A 19385-nucleotide genomic window follows, 5' to 3' on the forward strand; every position below is an offset into this window, starting at 1 on the left:
CGGGCAGCCCGGTAAACTGGGCTGCCTGGTTACAGCGGAGAACGATTATGAAAACTTTGGTGTTCTTGTTGAGTATCTGCGCCGCCGCGTTGCCGGCATTCGGCGCCGAAACTTGCGGCGATTTGTTGAACTTTAAAATGGCCCGCTTGCGTTCGACCGAGCAAATCGACTTTTGCCAGGCCTTCCAAGGCAAGCTGGTGCTCGCGGTCAATACTGCCAGCAATTGCGGCTACACTCCCCAATTTAAAGGCCTGGAAGCCTTGTACCAAAAATACAAGGACCGCGGCTTGGCGGTGGTCGGCTTTCCGTCCAACGATTTCAACCAGGAATTCGACGATGCCGAGCAAACCGCGAAAGTGTGTTACATCAATTACGGCGTGACCTTCCCGATGCTGGAAAAAAGTGCCGTAACCGGAGCCAATGCCAACGCATTTTTCCGGAAACTGGCCAAGGCCAGCGGCCAGGAGCCGCAATGGAATTTTCATAAATATCTGATCGGCCGCAACGGCGAATTAATCTCGGCCTTTCCCAGTAACGCCACGCCGGAGCAATTGGACGCCAAAATCGGCGAATTGCTGTCCGGGCATTGATTCCGTGAGGGGGAGGCTTCGCCGCGCGCTAGCCGCCGTTCTTGACGTTTTTCCCGCTTCTGCCTGCTGCGGGCTTGCGCGCGGCCACTTTCAGCAAGCGCAAAAATTTCGGGCATTCGAAATGGCTGGCTGCGGTGCAGTCGGCGGCATGGAGCAGGCCGTCGCGCATCGCGGCCAATTCCCGTATCGTGCGATCCAGTTCCCGCGCCTTCTCTCGCAACAAATCGCGGTCGATGTTGGTGCCTTCGGCCGAAAACATCGTGGCAATCTGGTCCAACGTAAGCCCGGCGCGCCGGCCCATCGCAATCAGCCCCAGCCTTTGTAAGGTCGCGGTATCGAACTGCCGCCGCAGCCCGATTCGGCCGCTAGAGCGGATCAGGCCTTTTTCCTCGTAATACCGCAACGTGGACGCCGGCAATCCGGAAATCCGCGCCACCTCGGCAATATCCATCAGCGTTCCTTTCGAAATTAACACTTGACTTAAAGTCGGCTTGAGTTCGTATTCTGAGCCGGAACCCCATTCGCCGCAATGCCCGAGGCAACGCGGCGCCATGGCATCGAACCCGAACCCGTGAGGATTAAATATGGATGCGAATTTTTGGCACGAAAGATGGCAACGCCGCGAAATAGGCTTTCATCAGCCACAGGCCAATCCGTTGTTGGTTGCCTATTTCGATAAACTGAATTTAGCGGCCGGCAGCCGGGTTTTGCTGCCCTTGTGCGGCAAGACCCGCGACATCGCTTGGCTGCTGGACCGTGGTTTCCGCGTTGCCGGCGCGGAACTCAGCAAGATCGCGGTCGAGGAATTATTCGACGAATTGGAATTGGCGGCGCAAATCAAACCGGCCGGTCCGCTATGGCACTACCGGGCGGATAACATCGATCTGTTCGTCGGCGACATTTTCCAACTGTCGGCCGAACTGCTCGGTCCGGTAGACGCCGTTTACGACCGCGCCGCCTTAGTCGCGTTGCCAGCGGAAATACGGCGAAAATACGCAGCCCATTTGACCGGTTTGACCGCCGGTGCGCCGCAGTTGCTGGTGGCATACGAATACGACCAACTGCTGGCCGAAGGCCCGCCGTTTTCTGTGGTCGCCGACGAAGTGCTTGGCCTCTATGCCGGCAATTACCGCTTGACGCCGCTAGCGCGCAGCGAAGTCGAAGGCGGCTTGAAAGGCATGGTGGCGGCGGTCGAAGCCACTTGGTTATTGGAAAAAGCGAACTGAAAGCCGCGGCCGCCGGACTGGTGGCGGCAGGCCGTTTTCGCGGCTAGATGGTGTGCAGCAGCGCGTATAGCCGAACTTGCGTCACTAGGCCTTCACTGCCCGCTTTCCAGTCGGGAAACCTGTCGTGCCAGCTGCATTAATGAATCGGCCAACGCGCGGGGAGAGGCGGTTTGCGTATTGGGCGCCAGGGTGGTTTTTCTTTTCACCAGTGAGACGGGCAACAGCTGATTGCCCTTCACCGCCTGGCCCTGAGAGAGTTGCAGCAAGCGGTCCACGCTGGTTTGCCCCAGCAGGCGAAAATCCTGTTTGATGGTGGTTAACGGCGGGATATAACATGAGCTGTCTTCGGTATCGTCGTATCCCACTACCGAGATATCCGCACCAACGCGCAGCCCGGACTCGGTAATGGCGCGCATTGCGCCCAGCGCCATCTGATCGTTGGCAACCAGCATCGCAGTGGGAACGATGCCCTCATTCAGCATTTGCATGGTTTGTTGAAAACCGGACATGGCACTCCAGTCGCCTTCCCGTTCCGCTATCGGCTGAATTTGATTGCGAGTGAGATATTTATGCCAGCCAGCCAGACGCAGACGCGCCGAGACAGAACTTAATGGGCCCGCTAACAGCGCGATTTGCTGGTGACCCAATGCGACCAGATGCTCCACGCCCAGTCGCGTACCGTCTTCATGGGAGAAAATAATACTGTTGATGGGTGTCTGGTCAGAGACATCAAGAAATAACGCCGGAACATTAGTGCAGGCAGCTTCCACAGCAATGGCATCCTGGTCATCCAGCGGATAGTTAATGATCAGCCCACTGACGCGTTGCGCGAGAAGATTGTGCACCGCCGCTTTACAGGCTTCGACGCCGCTTCGTTCTACCATCGACACCACCACGCTGGCACCCAGTTGATCGGCGCGAGATTTAATCGCCGCGACAATTTGCGACGGCGCGTGCAGGGCCAGACTGGAGGTGGCAACGCCAATCAGCAACGACTGTTTGCCCGCCAGTTGTTGTGCCACGCGGTTGGGAATGTAATTCAGCTCCGCCATCGCCGCTTCCACTTTTTCCCGCGTTTTCGCAGAAACGTGGCTGGCCTGGTTCACCACGCGGGAAACGGTCTGATAAGAGACACCGGCATACTCTGCGACATCGTATAACGTTACTGGTTTCACATTCACCACCCTGAATTGACTCTCTTCCGGGCGCTATCATGCCATACCGCGAAAGGTTTTGCACCATTCGATGGTGTCAACGTAAATGCATGCCGCTTCGCCTTCGCGCGCGAATTGATCTGCTGCCTCGCGCGTTTCGGTGATGACGGTGAAAACCTCTGACACATGCAGCTCCCGGAGACGGTCACAGCTTGTCTGTAAGCGGATGCCGGGAGCAGACAAGCCCGTCAGGGCGCGTCAGCGGGTGTTGGCGGGTGTCGGGGCGCAGCCATGACCCAGTCACGTAGCGATAGCGGAGTGTATACTGGCTTAACTATGCGGCATCAGAGCAGATTGTACTGAGAGTGCACCATATGCGGTGTGAAATACCGCACAGATGCGTAAGGAGAAAATACCGCATCAGGCGCTCTTCCGCTTCCTCGCTCACTGACTCGCTGCGCTCGGTCGTTCGGCTGCGGCGAGCGGTATCAGCTCACTCAAAGGCGGTAATACGGTTATCCACAGAATCAGGGGATAACGCAGGAGGATCCTACCGTTCGTATAATGTATGCTATACGAACGGTAGATATCAAGCTTATCGATACCGTCGACCTCGAGTGTCCTACTCAGGAGAGCGTTCACCGACAAACAACAGATAAAACGAAAGGCCCAGTCTTTCGACTGAGCCTTTCGTTTTATTTGATGCCTGGCAGTTCCCTACTCTCGCATGGGGAGACCCCACACTACCATCGGCGCTACGGCGTTTCACTTCTGAGTTCGGCATGGGGTCAGGTGGGACCACCGCGCTACTGCCGCCAGGCAAATTCTGTTTTATCAGACCGCTTCTGCGTTCTGATTTAATCTGTATCAGGCTGAAAATCTTCTCTCATCCGCCAAAACAGCCAAGCTTGCATGCCTGCAGGTCGACCTAATCGCCATCTTCCAGCAGGCGCACCATTGCCCCTGTTTCACTATCCAGGTTACGGATATAGTTCATGACAATATTTACATTGGTCCAGCCACCAGCTTGCATGATCTCCGGTATTGAAACTCCAGCGCGGGCCATATCTCGCGCGGCTCCGACACGGGCACTGTGTCCAGACCAGGCCAGGTATCTCTGACCAGAGTCATCCTTAGCGCCGTAAATCAATCGATGAGTTGCTTCAAAAATCCCTTCCAGGGCGCGAGTTGATAGCTGGCTGGTGGCAGATGGCGCGGCAACACCATTTTTTCTGACCCGGCAAAACAGGTAGTTATTCGGATCATCAGCTACACCAGAGACGGAAATCCATCGCTCGACCAGTTTAGTTACCCCCAGGCTAAGTGCCTTCTCTACACCTGTGGTGCTAACCAGCGTTTTCGTTCTGCCAATATGGATTAACATTCTCCCACCGTCAGTACGTGAGATATCTTTAACCCTGATCCTGGCAATTTCGGCTATACGTAACAGGGTGTTATAAGCAATCCCCAGAAATGCCAGATTACGTATATCCTGGCAGCGATCGCTATTTTCCATGAGTGAACGAACCTGGTCGAAATCAGTGCGTTCGGACGCTAGAGCCTGTTTTGCACGTTCACCGGCATCAACGTTTTCTTTTCGGATCCGCCGCATAACCAGTGAAACAGCATTGCTGTCACTTGGTCGTGGCAGCCCGGACCGACGATGAAGCATGTTTAGCTGGCCCAAATGTTGCTGGATAGTTTTTACTGCCAGACCGCGCGCCTGAAGATATAGAAGATAATCGCGAACATCTTCAGGTTCTGCGGGAAACCATTTCCGGTTATTCAACTTGCACCATGCCGCCCACGACCGGCAAACGGACAGAAGCATTTTCCAGGTATGCTCAGAAAACGCCTGGCGATCCCTGAACATGTCCATCAGGTTCTTGCGAACCTCATCACTCGTTGCATCGACCGGTAATGCAGGCAAATTTTGGTGTACGGGCAGTAAATTGGACATGAATTCCATGGTCTGTTTCCTGTGTGAAATTGTTATCCGCTCACAATTCCACACATTATACGAGCCGGATGATTAATTGTCAACAGCTCATTTCAGAATATTTGCCAGAACCGTTATGATGTCGGCAGGCCTTGAAGCGCTGCATCATAACGCTTTTCGGCTCGACCGCGTTTCCCGCTGCCAACCAGTCCATTTTGTATCGATCCATAGCAACATCGAACCACGTTGCTTCAAGGATTGGTTGTAATCGCGCCAACTGGTTGTTCTGTATTTTTGGGATTGTGGCTTGGGCATTTCGGCTCGCAGTCAGTGATTTTCCTCACTCAATGGGGACTGCAGGTGATTGATGCAACAAAGCCCCCAGAACTTGAATCGCCGCTAGTTCCCAAAGTCGGCCGCTTAGCGTTATACATCTATACTTAACCGCCTTCCGGCCAGGCTCCTCTGTGCGTGGTAACGGGGGCCCGGAGCCGTAACCGCGCTCGAATTCAGGCTGCAAGGGCGATCGTAACCATCATCCATTAGCGCTGAAGCAGGTGCCAGCCAGGCGAGTGCGTTATCTGTATTCCGACTGGCGCAGCAGCATGGGGACTAAGGCGAAGGCGTTTCGCGACATTATTGAATACGGAAAAATATCATGAGTTTGAAAGGTTTGGCTTCAGCGTTTGCGTTGGTGTTATCGGTGCTCGCGACAGTCGTAGGAATGAGCATGTTGCAAAGCCATTTCGGCTGGTCGGAAGCCACCATGTCGTGGCTTTTCTTCGGTATCGGTACGCTTGCCTCTGTCATTTTGACGTACAAATTGAGGCATCTCGCGTTCGTCAATGTAATCCCCATCGAAAAGAACCGGCCGCTAAAATTGAAGCCCTTACATTATGTCGGTTTGTGCACGATGGCAGCGGGTGCGACATTGTCGGTAGCAAGTATCACAGGCGTGTTCGTTACCTTCCCGTATGCAGACAAGTTAGTACTGTTGCTCGGGTTAGCGGTTTACATGATCACCACGCCGGCGAACGGGCAATCGACTTTCCGCGCCAATCGGCCGGCGGACTTGCTCGGCAGGTTTAGATTGCTGGCAATCTTGGGCACTTGCGTCCTGTTTCTTTCTATCGTCGGTTGCTTGGTCGACATAACGTTGAGCACGATTTTACCCAGCGACTTCGGCTTATCCGTAGGTATTGGCGTCGGAGTTGTCCTTGCAATCGGCATGGTCGTTTTAGCCGAAAACGCCCGGAGTCGTGTCGGCACTCACTACCAAACGAAAGGGCAATTCCAAAAAATGCTGCAAATCAGCTGGATTAGAATCCCGGTGACTTTGATGCTTGGCTTATACATCGGGGTTAGCGGAATTGGGCTCGGAATCGGTTACGGATACACGTATTTATTCGGAGTAGAAACGACCAAGGTATTCGCAGTAACCGGCTGGCATTACGGCGGTTCGCGGAGATGCGCCAAACCGGAAATCGAGGGCCGACCCTTGTTGATCGGCGAAAAGGCGCTTTGCGTCTCGAAAGATGCAAGATTGAGTCTACCGGTAGGGACGGAATTGAAAGCCGAAGGCCGCGAATCCGTCGCGGGGTTTAACGTCAATAGAATTCTTTCCTACACGCAGAAGGCCGGTTCGACTAACTAATTTGACGGAAGCGGCTGCGGCGAATCTTGCGCCGGTTTGGCAATCTTACCCACCTCTTGATTTCAACTCTGCGCCGCCCCGGTTGAGCGGCAACTGCGTTTTGCCGGGAGAGACTATACTCTTCTGCGCCTTAGTATAAAGGCTAGAATCCGGAGCGCCCGGTTTGGTGTTAAATCCATCTGCAGAGGAAACGATTATGAAAATATGCCGCTACGCCGTATTGGCGGGCTTTTTAATGGCGAATGCCTTCATCGGGGTTCAGGCTCACGACCGTCCGAACTGCACCGAGCAACGCCGGCCGTCAATCGAGTTTGTCGAGATCCAATCGGAAAAATTGGCATTCGATTCCGCCGTGCCGGGCGGTGTGGTCAGTCAGGGGCCGTTAACCGTTAAAGCCAAACTGTCGATACCGGCCAAACGCCATTGCCGTGGCGGTTTGCCGGCGGTTGTGATTTTGCATGGTTCCGCCGGCATCGATTCCCGCGGCGATTTCTATACCGGCGAATTGCTGGAAGCCGGGATCGCCACGCTGGAAATCGACATGTGGGAAGCGCGCGGCGTTACGTCCCCCGCCAATCGCCCGCTATTACCTATTCTGACCTATCCCGACGCCTTTGCCGCACTGGCGTTTTTGAGCAAGCAGGAAGGAATAGACCCGGAGCGTATCGGCGTAATGGGTTTTTCCTGGGGTGCGATCATGGCCTTGGCCAGCGCTACCGAGCAGGTGACGCAGCACTACGGCGACGGCCGCCGGTTTAAAGCACATGTCGCCAATTATCCGTTGTGTTACGGATACAACAATCCGCGTTTGCCGTATTTCAGCTTCGGCAGCCAAAACGGCAACCCGTTGACCGGCGCGCCGGTGATGATTCAGATCGGCGAGCTGGATGGTTACGACGAAAGCGCGGCGCCGTGTCATGCCTTGAAAGCCGTTCTTCCGGCCGACGAACAAGCCTTGGTCGACGTCGTCAGTTATCCGAATGCTACCCACGCTTGGGACCGACTAATGGTGCCGATCGCGATCACGGATAATTTCGCCCATTTGGGTAGGGGCGGTACGGTGGAGATGATTCCGGAGGTTGAGCAAGCTTATAGCGCGCGTCAGAAAACCGTCCGCTTTTTCCGGCGCCAACTTTAACGGCGTAACGCGCGCCGGTCCGGCCCGGTAAAGTCCTAAGCCCCGTTGGACTGTCGCGTTTGTCGACCGGCTTTTGCGGCGACAAGCGCGAACCGGCCGGATCTCGCAGCACGGCAAGCGATCAAAACCGCACTTCTTCGAATGCAGCGTTGGGCGTCAGAACTTCCATTTTTGCCAGGCAGTGGGTTTCGACCCGCTCGCTATCGAGTTGCAAATACTCGCGTTTGTCCGCCGTCGTTCCGGTATCGACGGCTTTGGCTTTGATAATGCGGCCGTCTTTCAACGTCAGCCGCACGCGGTAACCGTACATACAGGCGATTTCCAGATAATCGTGCAAATCGCAGGCGATGGGTTGGGTCATGGCGAGTCTCCTAAGGAGCAGGTGATCGAATAAGCCGGGGTATCGGATTCCGGCAATTCCGGTTCAGAGTAAATCCGGGTTTGTGGCGCTTTTGCCGGGCCGCTAACGGCCAGTATCGCAGAAATTTTTTGGTCTTTCGACAAACGGTAGGCTTTCACATCCAGCCACGGCTCGGCCGGCGGACCGTTGAACAGGAATTTAGCCTTGCACAGCGTCTGCGGTAGCGGCCTTCCTTCATACCGACTCAACCGTTCAACTTTGTGGCGTCGGCCGGCTTCCGCAACTGTAAGCGTCCGGCCTGCTTGGCGGTCAAACCCAAACCGGAAAAACTGACTCGATCGCCGAGTAGGATGGCGACGTCGGCAGCTGCAAACGGGCTGCGGATCTTCCATTCCGGGAACTCACTGTCTTCGTTATGCAGGGACAGGCTCAGTTCGACGTTGCGCTCGGCATTGCTCGACGATGGCGCCGCCGCCGAGTTTCGGATTGGCCGTGGCTTTGCAACTTTGCGTCAAATGCGGAAAAGCTTGCGGTGAGCTTCGAGTTCGCATCATACGGGCTAAACAAATCCTGATAAAACCGAAGCCGCTAATGACAATCGTGGGGCAGTCGGTCGAGCACGCGGCGCCGATTGCGTTGTGCTGAAACTGCCGGCCAAGAGATGCGGTAATGGTTAACATGACGACCGCAAAGACCGCTATCGGCGCAGTTCGAATGATATACGGAAGGGAAAATCCTTACCGATTACGAATTTATTGTGGCGACGTAGGCTTCGTGGTAGATATACAGAAACTATCTAATAACTTGTTAAGTGTTGTAAGCATGTACATCATTGAAATAGCCAAACTACAGGCTGGCGATATATTTTTGACTACACAAAAACATATAGTCAGCAAAGCAATAAAGGCGTTTACGTCAAGTGATTACTCTCATGCGATGTTGCATGTAGGTGATGGAAGTTATATCCATTCAGATGGGGATGGCGTTCAGGCTGGAAATGTTCAAAGATTGCTATTTGATGACGAGAAGTATATTCAAGTGTTAAGGCTTAAAGATGGCATAGATCGCAAGTTAATTGATGCGGCATGTGCATTTGCGAGAAATGAGGTAGGTAAACAGTATTCTGTAAAAGATGCAATAAACACAAAAAATCCATTATCAAAAAAATCAGAAACTAACAGACAGTTTTGTTCACGCTTAGTAGCTCAATCATTTGAGAGTGTGGGTTTGAAACTCGTAAAGAATAGCTCATATTGCGCACCGCAAGAATTGGATGACTCAGAATTTACTGTTCGGGTTTCTGATTGCGTTCGGAAGGCCACTGATGCTGAAATTGAATTCGCAAACACACAAAACCCGTTAGAAAATCAGGCTAATATCACCAACAGTATTTTTACAAAAACCAGAAGTGTAACTGGCCAAGACATTCAAACATTTGAACAGCTTTCTAATTATCTGCTAGAAAATATTCAGCATGATGGACAAATAACCAATATTATTATGGAATCTGGTTATCTGTTCATGTGGCAGCATGAGGTGAACGCTAATCCTTGGCGTTACACTCAAGAATTATTCATGTCTCTTCCTGTATCAAAAGAAAAGCTTAACGAAATAGCTGTCGCTGAATTAAAGAGTGCGCTTAATTCTAAACAGAGGTATGTCTATATGTATGAACAGTACATGAGGATCTGGCAAGCCAAACGACTTAAATATGCAGCCATACATATCATGCTTTACCAAAAATTAATTGAATTAACTGATCTAAGAATCAGTAATAGTTCTCATGTGATAGAAAACACTTAACAATTAGTTCCAGTGGACATCAAAAAGCACCACTCGTTCCTCGCTCTGCTTGTTGCTGCCACTAAGCATAGCGTTAGCTTTCACTAGAGAGTACTTATGAATAATCAACGTCGAGCATTGTTCTTATCTCATGGGGGTGGCCCACTGCCACTTCTTGGTGACGGTACTCATACCGAAATGGTTTCTTGCCTGAAGGAAATCGCTGCAAGGATTTCTAAACCTGCTGCAATTATTGTTGTTAGTGCGCACTGGGAGGCTGGCATTGCAACCGTTACTTCCGGTGCAAACCCAAGTTTGATTTACGACTACAGCGGCTTCCCGCCAGAGTCCTATGAAATCAAATACCCCTGTCCCGGCAGTCCGGCCCTAGCCAGTTCCATCATCAGGCAACTTGAAAAAGCGGGCATCAATGCGAGTACTGACAGCGCCAGAGGATTCGATCACGGGCTGTTCGTGCCGTTAAAGATCATGTATCCAGAAGCAGACATACCCTGCGTGCAGTTGTCACTCATTAAAGGCCTTGATCCTCTAGTACACATTAATCTGGGGCGTGCACTCCAGGGCTTGCGCGATCCATCGATCCTTCTGATTGGTTCGGGGTTTTCCTTCCACAATATGAGAGCCTTTTTTGCACCGGAAACGGTAGATTCTCAGAATGCGAATACGTCATTTGAGCGTTGGTTGATTGACACTTGTTCGAATAAAAGCATTTCGGAAGAAGAAAGAACCAAAAGGTTAATAAATTGGGAGGCAGCTCCTTCCGCTCGCTATTGCCACCCCAGAGAGGAGCATTTATTGCCCCTTCAAGTCTGTTATGGGTTTGCAGCTTCTTCTTGTACAAAATCTTTTGAATTGCAAATTCTCAACAAAGAATCGAGCATGTATTTGTGGGAGCATGAAAGCTAGCAAATCGCTGTACAGGACAGTTTTTCCGTTCGCTGCCGCTCACTCCAAAACTGCCTGTGGCTCAGGCGTTATGCAATATATGGGAAGCCAGCTCATAGATGTGCTGAACAACGCGAAGCCTATCGCTCGCGACTCGCACGTTCAATATCAACTTAAGGTCGTTCCGCTTTTCGCCCATTCCATTCTATGAAACACCACCATCGTTTGTTGCTGAGTCTCGTGCTTGGCGCCGCTGCCGGTTTGGTTTGCCACGGTTTCGCCGGCAACGGCGGCTTGCAGATGTTCAACCGTTACCTGCTGGAGCCGGTCGGTCAGATTTTCCTGCGTTTGATTTTCATGATCGTGGTGCCGATGGTGATGAGCGGCCTGATGCTCGGCGTCTACCAGCTCAGCAGCCACCACGGTCTGGCGCGGGTGGCCAAGCGTACTTTGCTGTTCACCGTGATGGCCAGTTCGGCGTCGGTAGTAATCGGCGTGTCGTTGGTCAATCTGTTGCAACCCGGCACCGGTCTGGATATTTCGCAGATGCTCGGCGACGCGGCCGGCGTGCACAAGATTAGCCAAAACGTGGCGCAAGCCAAGCCGGTGGTGCAATCGTTGCTGGAGATCATCCCGAAAAATCCGCTCCAAAGCGCGGTACAGGCTTTGGACGGCGAAATGCTGTCGTTGATGTTTTTTTCGCTGGCGTTCGGCGCGGCGTTGGCGGCGGCGAACGGCGGTAAACCGTCGCGCTGGCTGGAATTGCTGGAAGAAACTTACGCTGCCTGTCTGCGCGTGGTCGACGCGGCGATGCAGTTCGCGCCGTGGGCGGTGTTCGCGTTGGTATTTCAATCCACCTTCAAATTCGGCCACCAGATTTTGTTCTCGCTGGGGTTTTACGTGCTGGTGGTGGTTGCCGGCCTGCTGTTGCAACAGGGCTTGGTTTACAGCGCGCTGCTGCGGCTGTTCGGCGGCATTGCGCCCTGGCAATTTTTTCGGCAATGCCGCGACGTGTATCTGTACGCCTTCGCCACCGCGTCGTCGAACGCCACGCTGCCGCGTTCTTTGGAATTGGCGGAGCGGGAATTGAAGCTTCGCCCGGAAGTGTCGCGCTTCGTACTGACTATAGGCTCCACCGCCAACCAGAACGGCACGGCGCTGTTCGAAGGCATTACCGTGTTGTTTTTGGCTCAGGTCTATGGCGTCGATCTATCGCTGGCACAGCAAGTACAAGTGGTGTTGATGTCTATCCTGGCCGGCATCGGCACCGCCGGCGTACCGGGCGGCTCGCTGCCTTTAATCATGATTTTGACCCAGCAGGTCGGCATCCCGGCCGAAGGCATGGGCCTGATTCTAGGGGTGGACCGGTTTTTGGACATGTGCCGCACTACCTTGAACGTCAGCGGCGATTTGGTCATTGCCGCACTGGTCGATCAGCCGCGGCAAAATCCCGTTTGATGCCGCCGGTTAAGGCAACGGCTCGGCCGGCGGCGCTTGGTTAAACGCGGCGACGTCCTCGTTATCGACTTGCTCGTAGATGTCGGCCACGCTCAGGCTGATACCCAGCGCTGCGAATTCGATCCGGTCGCCCAGATAGTAATAAAACGACTGCCAATGCTGGTTGCGGCGGAATACCTGAATCTCGCCTTTATCCTGCTCGACCAGCACGTATTCTTCCAGCGTCGGAATGGTCTGGCAGCGCAGGCGTTTGGCGGTTTGGTCGAATTTGCGGGTGGTTTTGGACAGGACTTCCACGATCACCACCGGCGCGGTTTTGTAGTAGTTGTCCTGCTTATCTTCGCCGCAAACCACCATTACGTCCGGGTAGAAAAAATCGTCGGCGATGCGCAGATTCATGTCGTGCATGAAAGTCTTGCACGGCTTGCCTTTCAGGCCGTTCTTGAACAAATTGAAAATATTACCTTCCAGCAAGTTATGGTTCTCGCTGTCGCCGGTCATCGCATAGGCTTCGCCGTCGATTAATTGATGCCGGAGTTCGGACTGGCGTTCGCCGGCCAGATATTGGTCCGGGCTGATGCGGGTTTTGAGTTTGGCAGGGGCCATGACCGTGCTCTGCTAAGTTACCGATTGCTAAAGTCTACTGCGCCAAGCGCTGCCGAGAAAAGCGCGCATGGGCGGGGTGTGAAATTCTACGCTTGCAGCGCTCTGGCTCGCCCTGTATCGTTCCGGCATCTATCTGTCTTTTAATCGCACATGTCCGATTCCGCCAACAATAAACTGATTCTGGTCGACGGTTCGTCCTTTCTGTTTCGCGCCTTTCATGCGGTACCGCCATTGACCAACAGCAAGGGCGAGCCGACCAATGCCGTTTACGGCGTTTCGAATATGCTGCGCAAGCTGATCAACGATTACGCCACGCCCTATTTCGCGGTCGTGTTCGACGCGCCGGGCAAGACCTTCCGCCACGAGTTGTACGACCAATACAAGGCGCACCGGCCGCCGATGCCGGACGAGTTGCGGGTGCAGATTCAACCCTTGCACGACTTGATCCGCGCGTTGGGTCTGCCGCTGATCATCGAACACGGCGTCGAAGCCGACGACGTACTGGGCAGCTTGGCGCAAAACGCCGCCCGCCAGGGCTTCAACGTGATCATTTCCACCGGCGACAAGGACATGGCGCAATTGGTCACCGAACGGATCATTCTGGAAAACTCGATGACCGGCGCGGTGATGGACATAGCCGGCGTGCAGGAAAAGTTCGGCGTCAAACCCGAGCAGATTATCGATTACCTGGCCTTGATGGGCGATGCGGTCGATAACATCCCCGGCGTGCCCAAAGTCGGGCCGAAGACCGCCGCCAAGTGGTTGCAGGAATACGGCACGTTGGACAATCTGATCGCCAGCGCCGCTGAAATCAAGGGCAAGATCGGCGACAACCTGCGCGAGGCCTTGGGCCAACTGCCGTTGTCGCGGGAATTGACCACGATCAAATGCGACGTGGCTTTGCATTACAGCCTGGACGACCTGAAACGCAAGGCCCCCGATATCGCCGCGTTGAAGGACCAGTTGGGCAGTTTGGGTTTTAGCAGTTGGTTGAAAACGCTGAACGGCGACGCGGCGGTTACCGCCGGCGAGCCGGCCGCACCAGCAGCAGCGCCGAAACCGGCGCCGGTTGCAAAAGACTACCAAACCATCCTCGGCCAAGCCGAGTTCGACGCGTGGTTGGCCCGGCTGGAACAAGCCGAGTTGTTTGCCTTCGATACCGAAACCAGTAGCTTGAACTACAGCGAAGCCGAGATCGTCGGCGTCTCGTTTGCGATCGAAGCCGGACAGGCCGCCTATTTGCCGCTGGCGCACGACTATCCCGGCGTGCCGGTGCAATTGGATCGGCAGGCTGTTTTGCAGACCTTGAAACCGCTGCTGGAAAATCCCGACCGCGCCAAACTCGGCCAAAACTTGAAATACGACGCCCACGTGCTGGCCAACCACGGCATTGCACTGCGCGGCATTCGCCACGACACCATGCTGCAATCCTACGTGCTGAACAGCACGGCGACCAAGCACAATATGGACGACCTGGCCAAACATTACCTGGGCGTGGACACCATCCATTTCGAGGACGTTTGCGGCAAGGGCGCCAAGCAGATCGGCTTTGCCGAAGTGGCTATCGACCGCGCTACCGAATACGCCGCGGAAGACGCCGACATTACCTTGCGCCTGCACCAAACCTTGTCCGCCGAATTGCAGCAACGGCCCAGCTTGTGGGCTTTGTATAACGACATCGAATTGCCGTTGGTCAAAGTGTTGGCAGCAATCGAGGAAAACGGCGTGCTGATCGACAGCGACATGCTGGCCCAGCAAAGCCAGGAACTGGCGGACCGGATGATAGGCTTGGAAATCCAGGCCCACGATTTGGCCGGTTCGGCATTCAATTTGGGTTCGCCGAAACAGATTCAGGAAATCCTGTACGACCGGCTGAACCTGCCGGTGTTGAAGAAAACCCCGAAAGGCCAGCCCTCGACCGACGAGTCGGTGTTGCAGGAACTGGCCGTGGATTACGCGCTGCCGCGCGTGATCCTGGAGCACCGCGGCCTGAGCAAGTTGAAATCGACTTATACCGACAAGTTGCCGCAGCAGATCAATCCCAAAACCGGGCGGGTGCATACCTCCTACCATCAGGCGGTGGCCGCGACCGGGCGCTTGTCGTCCACCGACCCCAATCTGCAGAACATTCCGATCCGCAGCGAAGACGGCCGCAAAATCCGCCAGGCCTTTATCGCCCCGCCCGGTTACAAAATCGTCGCGGCCGACTATTCGCAAATCGAACTGCGGATCATGGCGCATTTGTCCGGCGACGCCGGCTTGCTGAACGCGTTCGCCGCAGGCGCCGACATCCACCGCGCTACCGCCGCCGAAGTGTTCGAGGTGGCGCCGGACCAGGTCACCCACGACTTGCGCCGTTCGGCCAAAGCGATCAATTTCGGTTTGATTTACGGCATGTCGGCCTTCGGTTTGGCGCAGCAACTGGGGCTGCCGCGCAACCAGGCCCAGTCTTACATCGACCTGTATTTCAGCCGGTATCCCGGCGTCAAGCACTACATGGATAGCACGCGCGAATTGGCCAAGCAGCAAGGCTACGTCGAAACCATCTTCGGCCGCCGCCTGTATTTGCCGGACATCAATGCCCGCAACGCCGCCCAACGCCAGTACGCCGAACGCACCGCGATCAACGCGCCGATGCAGGGTAGCGCCGCCGATATCATCAAACGGGCGATGTTGGCCTGCCACGACTGGATCGAAACCAGCGGTGCCGATCTGAAAATGATCATGCAGGTGCACGACGAGCTGGTGTTCGAAGTCGCGGAACCGATTCTCGCGGACAGCATGGCCAACATCACCGGCATCATGTCCGCCGCTGCCGAGTTGGCCGTGCCGTTGCTGGTGGAAGCCGGCAGCGGCGCCAACTGGGACGAGGCGCATTAGGCCGGTATGAAGTTCAAGTTCTGGGGCGTCAGAGGCTCGATCGCCACGCCGGGGCCGAAGACCGTCCGCTACGGCGGCAACACCACCTGCATCGAAATCACCAGCAGCGCCGGCGATCTGATCATTCTCGACGCCGGTACCGGCATTCACGCCCTGGCGCAGACGCTGCTCGATCAGCGCAACCTGACGGCCCACATTTTGATCACCCACACCCATTGGGACCACATCCAGGGCTTGCCGTTTTTTTTGCCGATGTTCAGGCCCGGCAACCGGATCAACATCTACGGCGGCCTGGAACCGGTCACCCATCAGGGTATCGAGCGGGCGATGCGGGTGCAGTTACAGCACGCCTATTTTCCGATCAGCGAAGCGCAACTGAAGGCGGAGGTGCGTTACACCACGTTGAAAGCCGGCGAACCGGTGCGGATCGGCAGCGTCCGCGTCACGCCGACCGTGTTGAACCATCCGGTATTCAACTTCGGCTACCGGGTCGACGACGACGGCGGCGGCTCGCTGTTTTTCACCGGCGATTACGAGCCGCCGCTGAACCCCTATCCGGAGCAGCACCCCGGTTATTCGGCGATGCAGGAATTGATCGATCAGAAAAACGAAGAAGTGGTCGGCGCAATGGCCGGCGTCGACGCCTTGATCATCGACAGTTCCTATACCGACGCCGAATACGCCGAGCGCCACGGCTGGGGCCACGGCACCTACCGTTCGGCGTTAGATATTGCAGCCCAGGCCAAGGTTAAGCAATTGTTTCTAACCCACCATGAACCGACCCGCAGCGACGCCGAGCTGGATACGATTTATTCCGGCCTGTTGCAAGCCGGGCAATTGGGATTTCCGGTCTGGCTGGCGCGCGAGGGCGACCAGTACTGCTTGCCGTTCGTAGCGGAAAATCCGGCTTAGCGTACGGCCAGCGCCATCACGGCCGAGATTTATCGCGGATGGTCTGGATGATGCCGGTGGTGGAATGGCCTTCGATGAAAGACAGTATCTTCACTTCGCCGCCTGCCGCCAGTACGCTGTCGTGGCCGGCTATGCTGGTGATGTCGGTATAGTCGCCGCCTTTGACCAGAATGTCGGGCAGTAATTGGTCGATGGCCTGCTTCGGCGTGTCTTCCGCGAACTCCACCACCCAGTCCACGCACTCCAGCGCCGCCAGCATTTCCATCCGGTGAGCCAGACCGTTGACCGGACGTTCCGGGCCTTTCAGACGCTTGACCGAATCGTCGCTGTTGACCAGCACCACCAGGCGGTCGCCCAGGGCTTTGGCTTGCTGCAGATAACGCACATGGCCGGGGTGGAGGATGTCGAAACAGCCGTTGGTGGCGACGATTTTTTCGCCGTTTTGTTTGGCGGCGGCGCGTTCCTTCAGCAGTTCCGGCAAGGTGCAGACGCCCTTGTGCCGCGCCCGCGGGCCTTGCAGCGCGGCGGCCAGTTCGTCGGTATCGACCGTGGCGGTACCCATTTTGCCGACCACGATGCCGGCGCCGATGTTGGCCAGTTGCGTGGCCTCCGCCAGCGTTTTTTTCGCCGCCAGGCTGGCGGCCAATACCGAAATCACCGTGTCGCCGGCGCCGGTGACGTCGAACACCTCGCGGGCATGGGTCGGCAAATGCAGCGGTTCGGCATCTTTGCTGAGCAGACTCATGCCGTGTTCGCCGCGGGTGACCAGCAGCGCGTCCAGTTGCAGGGTCTCGATCAGATTTAGGCCGCGTTCGACGATCTGCGCCTCGTCGTTGCAGCGGCCGACCACCGCTTCGAATTCGCCCAGGTTCGGCGTAATCAAGGTCGCGTTGCGGTATATCGAAAAATCGCTGCCTTTCGGATCGACCAGTACCGGTTTTCTCAATTGCCGGGCCAGCGCGATGAATTGCTGCACTTTGTTTAACGTGCCTTTGCCGTAATCCGACAACACCGCCACTTGCGATTGCATCAGCTCGGCGTGGTACAGGTGCAGTAACGGATCGCTGTCGATTTGGTGAAAGCCGTCCTCGAAATCCAGCCGGATCAATTGCTGGTGGCGACTCATCACCCGCAGTTTGGTGATAGTCGGGTAATTCGGGATCGCTTGGAACAGGCACAACACCCCGGCGTCCTTCAGCAATTTTTCCAGCGCGTTGGCCGCCTGGTCTTCGCCGGTAAAGCCCAGCACCGAGACTTTGCCACCCAGCGCGGCGATGTTCAGCGCGACGTTGCCGGCGCCGCCGGCGCGGAACTCGTCCTGTTTGACATGCACTACCGGCACCGGCGCTTCCGGAGAAATACGCGAGGTCGGGCCGTGCCAGTAGCGGTCGAGCATCAGGTCGCCGACCACCAGCACCCGAGCGTTGGAATAGTTGGGTAATTGCATGGCTGTGTGAAGTAATCCGTGATTCGAAGGGTGCTATTATAGCCGCAACCCATTGCGATACAGGTGCGAAGCATGAGCGTGAAAATCTACCACAACCCGCGTTGCGGCAAATCCCGGGATACCTTGAAGCTATTGGAAGCCAATAATATCCAGCCCGAAGTGGTCGAATATCTGAAAACCCCACCGACCGCCGCCGAATTGCAGGATATTTTGCAGAAACTGGGGCTGAAACCGCGCGAGTTGATGCGTACCAAGGAACCCGAATACAAGGAAAACGGTTTGGACGACAAGTCGTTGAGCGATGCCGAATTGATCGAGGCCATGGTCAGAATTCCGAAACTGATCGAACGGCCCATCGTGTTGAAAGACGGCAAAGCCGCCGTCGGCCGTCCGCCCGAAGCCGTGTTGAGTATCCTGTAATGGCGAAAATCCTGATCCTGTATTACAGCCGCGACGGCGGTACGGCTCGAATGGCGCAGCATATCGCCCGCGGCGTCGAGTCGGTGGCCGGCGCCGAGGCGTTACTGCGCACCGTGCCGGAGGTGTCGGCAGTATCGGAAAAAGTCGCCGACAGCGTTCCCGACAACGGTGCGCCGTATGCGACGTTAAACGATCTGGAAGGCTGCGACGGCTTGGCGCTGGGCAGCCCGACCCATTTCGGCAATATGGCGGCGGCATTGAAGTATTTTCTGGATAGCTCGACACCGCTGTGGTTTTCCGGCGCGCTGTCGGGCAAGCCGGCCGGCGTGTTCACCTCGACCGGCAGCATGCACGGCGGCCACGAAACCACGCTGTTGTCGATGATGTTGCCGTTGATGCACCACGGCATGCTATTGATGAGCCTGCCCTGCAACGAAATCGCGCTGCGAGAAACCGTCAGCGGCGGCACACCCTACGGCCCCAGCCACTGTTCCGAAGCCGACGCCGAACTGACCGAGCACGAGAAGCGCTTGTGTTGGGTGCTGGGCGAACGTTTGGCGAAGACTGCTTTGGCCTTGAAAGCTTAATCCTGGAAATCGCGGCGGGTGGGTCGGACGAGAATCCAGACGGTCGGGTAGCGGGCTGGAATTGAAATGCATTGGCAGCAAAACCTATTTCGAGAACGCAGTAATCGGCCACGGCTTGGTGCTCGCCAATGGATAAGCCAACGGCCCTATTCCCTGGGATAAGCGTTATCGGCACAGTTGTGGCGTGACTCATAGTGAGTTATATGACTTAACGACTGTGTCATTTCACCTATTCAGCAACCTTAACACCAGCCATCGACTAGCTGCCGTTTTACCAATTCCACATCATATGGCGCTGCCAGAGTTTATTCCGGTCGAGCGCTGT

The 19385-nt window shown here is 55.5% G+C and carries 18 protein-coding genes and 1 rRNA gene; 11 read left to right on the forward strand and 8 right to left on the reverse strand.

The features are described 5' to 3' along the window. Window positions 1-47 precede the first annotated feature (47 nt). The gene (locus VXJ35_RS00230) at window positions 48-590 is read left to right on the forward strand and encodes a glutathione peroxidase (RefSeq protein WP_064020006.1); all 543 of its coding nucleotides are present in this window, start codon (window positions 48-50) and stop codon (window positions 588-590) included. Between the two features lie 28 nt (window positions 591-618). Here the strand turns inward: VXJ35_RS00230 and VXJ35_RS00235 are convergent, their stop codons facing one another. Then, a complete protein-coding gene (locus VXJ35_RS00235) occupies window positions 619-1041 on the reverse strand; it encodes a helix-turn-helix domain-containing protein (RefSeq protein WP_064020007.1) in 423 nt (140 codons plus the stop codon). A 133-nt stretch (window positions 1042-1174) separates the two neighbouring features. Here VXJ35_RS00235 and tmpT point away from each other — a divergent pair, with 133 nt between their 5' ends. Next, window positions 1175-1816, forward strand: coding sequence for a thiopurine S-methyltransferase (gene tmpT / locus VXJ35_RS00240; RefSeq protein WP_064020008.1), 642 nt, complete (start codon window positions 1175-1177; stop codon window positions 1814-1816). Between the two features lie 92 nt (window positions 1817-1908). Here tmpT and lacI read toward each other — a convergent pair whose 3' ends face one another. From lacI to VXJ35_RS00255, 3 genes are all read right to left on the reverse strand, one after another. Further along, window positions 1909-2991 carry a DNA-binding transcriptional repressor LacI gene (gene lacI, locus VXJ35_RS00245; RefSeq protein WP_000805902.1) on the reverse strand — a complete coding sequence of 361 codons (1083 nt, stop codon included), beginning with the start codon at window positions 2989-2991 and terminating at the stop codon, window positions 1909-1911. A gap of 683 nt (window positions 2992-3674) precedes the next feature. Continuing rightward, window positions 3675-3790, reverse strand: a 5S ribosomal RNA gene (gene rrf, locus VXJ35_RS00250). Between the two features lie 108 nt (window positions 3791-3898). Next, window positions 3899-4939 (reverse strand): site-specific integrase, encoded by a 1041-nt coding sequence (locus tag VXJ35_RS00255; RefSeq protein ID WP_408953922.1) that lies wholly within the window; start codon window positions 4937-4939, stop codon window positions 3899-3901. Between the two features lie 628 nt (window positions 4940-5567). Here VXJ35_RS00255 and VXJ35_RS00260 point away from each other — a divergent pair. Next, window positions 5568-6563, forward strand: a complete 996-nt coding sequence (locus tag VXJ35_RS00260) for a hypothetical protein (protein ID WP_064020009.1) — start codon at window positions 5568-5570, stop codon at window positions 6561-6563. 196 nt (window positions 6564-6759) lie between these two features. After that, entirely contained in the window at window positions 6760-7701 is a 942-nt protein-coding gene (locus VXJ35_RS00265; protein WP_064020010.1) for a dienelactone hydrolase family protein, read from the forward strand. A 121-nt stretch (window positions 7702-7822) separates the two neighbouring features. Here the strand turns inward: VXJ35_RS00265 and VXJ35_RS00270 are convergent, their stop codons facing one another. Next, entirely contained in the window at window positions 7823-8062 is a 240-nt protein-coding gene (locus VXJ35_RS00270) for a Rho-binding antiterminator (RefSeq protein ID WP_064020011.1), read from the reverse strand. Then, a complete protein-coding gene (locus VXJ35_RS00275; RefSeq protein WP_157198026.1) occupies window positions 8059-8454 on the reverse strand; it encodes a translocation/assembly module TamB domain-containing protein in 396 nt (131 codons plus the stop codon). Before VXJ35_RS00275 ends, VXJ35_RS00270 begins: the two co-directional genes overlap by 4 nt. A 430-nt stretch (window positions 8455-8884) precedes the next feature. Here VXJ35_RS00275 and VXJ35_RS00280 point away from each other — a divergent pair, with 430 nt between their 5' ends. From VXJ35_RS00280 to VXJ35_RS00290, 3 genes are all read left to right on the forward strand, one after another. Beyond that, window positions 8885-9865, forward strand: a complete 981-nt coding sequence (locus VXJ35_RS00280) for a YiiX/YebB-like N1pC/P60 family cysteine hydrolase (protein WP_064023301.1) — start codon at window positions 8885-8887, stop codon at window positions 9863-9865. A gap of 96 nt (window positions 9866-9961) precedes the next feature. After that, complete coding sequence (locus VXJ35_RS00285) at window positions 9962-10771, forward strand: class III extradiol ring-cleavage dioxygenase (protein WP_064020013.1); 810 nt, start codon at window positions 9962-9964, stop codon at window positions 10769-10771. A 186-nt stretch (window positions 10772-10957) separates the two neighbouring features. Then, entirely contained in the window at window positions 10958-12208 is a 1251-nt protein-coding gene (locus tag VXJ35_RS00290; RefSeq protein WP_064020014.1) for a dicarboxylate/amino acid:cation symporter, read from the forward strand. 9 nt (window positions 12209-12217) lie between these two features. Here the strand turns inward: VXJ35_RS00290 and VXJ35_RS00295 are convergent, their stop codons facing one another. Next, window positions 12218-12814 carry a Uma2 family endonuclease gene (locus VXJ35_RS00295; protein ID WP_064020015.1) on the reverse strand — a complete coding sequence of 199 codons (597 nt, stop codon included), beginning with the start codon at window positions 12812-12814 and terminating at the stop codon, window positions 12218-12220. Between the two features lie 150 nt (window positions 12815-12964). Between VXJ35_RS00295 and polA the strand changes: the two genes are divergently transcribed. Together polA and VXJ35_RS00305 are read left to right on the forward strand one after the other, a co-directional pair. Further along, the gene (polA, locus tag VXJ35_RS00300) at window positions 12965-15694 is read left to right on the forward strand and encodes a DNA polymerase I (RefSeq protein WP_064020016.1); all 2730 of its coding nucleotides are present in this window, start codon (window positions 12965-12967) and stop codon (window positions 15692-15694) included. Window positions 15695-15700: 6 nt separating this feature from the next. Beyond that, on the forward strand, window positions 15701-16606 hold the full coding sequence (locus VXJ35_RS00305; protein WP_064020017.1) for an MBL fold metallo-hydrolase: 906 nt from the start codon (window positions 15701-15703) through the stop codon (window positions 16604-16606). A gap of 16 nt (window positions 16607-16622) precedes the next feature. On the opposite strand, the gene hldE is transcribed toward VXJ35_RS00305, so the two are convergent. Then, window positions 16623-18053, reverse strand: a complete 1431-nt coding sequence (gene hldE, locus VXJ35_RS00310; RefSeq protein ID WP_064020018.1) for a bifunctional D-glycero-beta-D-manno-heptose-7-phosphate kinase/D-glycero-beta-D-manno-heptose 1-phosphate adenylyltransferase HldE — start codon at window positions 18051-18053, stop codon at window positions 16623-16625. A 72-nt stretch (window positions 18054-18125) separates the two neighbouring features. On the opposite strand from hldE, the gene arsC reads away from it, so the two are divergent. Next, complete coding sequence (gene arsC, locus VXJ35_RS00315; RefSeq protein WP_064020019.1) at window positions 18126-18473, forward strand: arsenate reductase (glutaredoxin); 348 nt, start codon at window positions 18126-18128, stop codon at window positions 18471-18473. Beyond that, the gene (gene wrbA / locus VXJ35_RS00320; protein WP_064020020.1) at window positions 18473-19060 is read left to right on the forward strand and encodes an NAD(P)H:quinone oxidoreductase; all 588 of its coding nucleotides are present in this window, start codon (window positions 18473-18475) and stop codon (window positions 19058-19060) included. Before arsC ends, wrbA begins: the two co-directional genes overlap by 1 nt. Window positions 19061-19385 lie beyond the last annotated feature (325 nt).

The sequence above is a fragment of the Methylomonas sp. DH-1 genome, assembly GCF_046097555.1.
GTDB classification, from domain to species: Bacteria; Pseudomonadota; Gammaproteobacteria; order Methylococcales; family Methylomonadaceae; genus Methylomonas; species Methylomonas koyamae.